We start from the raw sequence: 1,679 nt of genomic DNA, 5'->3' as shown, positions 1-1,679 counted from the left end.
GCCGCCTCGGTGGATCCGGAGCGGGCGTTCCGGGAGATGGGCTTCGACTCGTTGACGGGTCTGGAGCTGCGGCAGCGGTTGCAGGCCGTGACCGGACTGCGGCTGCTGTCGACGCTGGTCTTCGACTACCCCACGCTCAACGCGCTCGCCGGCTACCTGGCCGAGCAGATCACGGGCACGTCCAGCGGGCCCGCCGTGCCGGTGCCGGTCGCGGGCGTCGTGGACGACGACCCGATCGTCATCGTCGGCATGGCCTGCCGGCTGCCGGGCGGGATCGACTCCCCGCGGGAACTGTGGCGCACGGTCGTAGAAGGCGTGGACGCGACCTCGGAGTTCCCCGCCGACCGGGGCTGGGACCTCGCCGGCCTCTACGACCCGGACCCGCACCACCTCGGTACCAGTTACTCCCGCCGGGGCGGATTCCTGACCGGGGCCGGTGACTTCGACGCCGAGTTCTTCGGGATCAGTCCGCGTGAGGCGGCGGCGATGGACCCGCAGCAGCGGCTGCTGCTGGAGACGTCCTGGGAGGCGCTGGAGCGGGCCGCCATCGACCCGTCCTCGCTCCGCGGCAGCCGGACCGGCGTGTTCACCGGCCTGATGTACCACGACTACGGCTCCTGGCTCCCCGAGGCCACCGAGGACGTCGAGGGGCTGCTGATCACCGGCAACAGCGGTGGGGTGGCCTCGGGCCGGATCTCGTACCTGCTGGGCCTGGAGGGCCCGGCGATGACGGTGGACACGGCCTGCTCGTCGTCGTTGGTGGCGTTGCATCTGGCGGCGCAGGCGTTGCGCAACGGGGAGTGCTCGCTGGCGTTGGCGGGTGGTGTGACGGTGATGTCGACGCCGACGACGTTCGTGGAGTTCTCCCGGCAGCGGGCGATGTCGCCGGACGGGCGGTGCAAGGCGTTCTCGGACGCGGCCGACGGTGCGGGCTGGTCGGAGGGCGTGGGTCTGCTCGTGGTCGAGCGCCTCTCGGACGCCGAACGCCACGGGCACCGGGTGCTGGCGGTGGTGCGGGGTTCGGCGGTGAACCAGGACGGTGGCAGCAATGGTCTGACGGCGCCGAACGGTCCGTCCCAGCAGCGGGTTATCCGGGCGGCGTTGTCGAGTGCGCGGTTGTCGCCCGCGGACGTGGACGTGGTCGAGGCGCACGGCACGGGGACGGCCCTCGGTGACCCCATCGAGGCGCAGGCGCTGCTGGCGACCTACGGCCAGGACCGGGAGCGGCCCCTGTGGCTGGGCTCGGTCAAGTCGAACATCGGGCACACGCAGGCCGCCGCGGGTGTCGCGGGTGTGATCAAGATGGTGGAGGCGATGCGTCACGGCGTACTCCCGCGCACCCTGCACGTCGACGAGCCGTCGCACCACGTCGACTGGACTGCCGGTGACGTCGAGATCCTCACCGACAACATCCCTTGGCCCGAGACGGGGGGCCCGCGCCGGGCCGGAGTCTCGTCGTTCGGCATCGGCGGCACCAACGCGCACGTCATCCTCGAAGCCCCGCCCCAGGACACCACAGCACCCGAGCCGGCCGGCACCACCATGCCGGAGTCTCCGGTCGTCGTGAACCCGACGCCCGTCCCGTGGGTGTTGTCGGCGCGTAGTGGTGGGGCGTTGGGGGAGCAGGCGGCGCGGTTGCTGGAGCGGGTGGCGGAGGGCGCGGGGCTGGACGCGCGGGA

At 72.3% G+C, this 1,679-nt stretch carries 1 protein-coding gene; it reads left to right on the top strand.

Going from position 1 to position 1,679, the window contains the following annotated elements; all coding sequences use genetic code 11:
* The coding region (locus tag ACZ63H_RS38585; RefSeq protein ID WP_469873118.1) for a type I polyketide synthase at positions 1-1,679 on the top strand (1,679 nt) is incomplete at both ends.

This window comes from Streptomyces sp. NPDC104831 (assembly GCF_055583025.1).
This window is presented reverse-complemented; position numbering and strand designations above follow the sequence as displayed.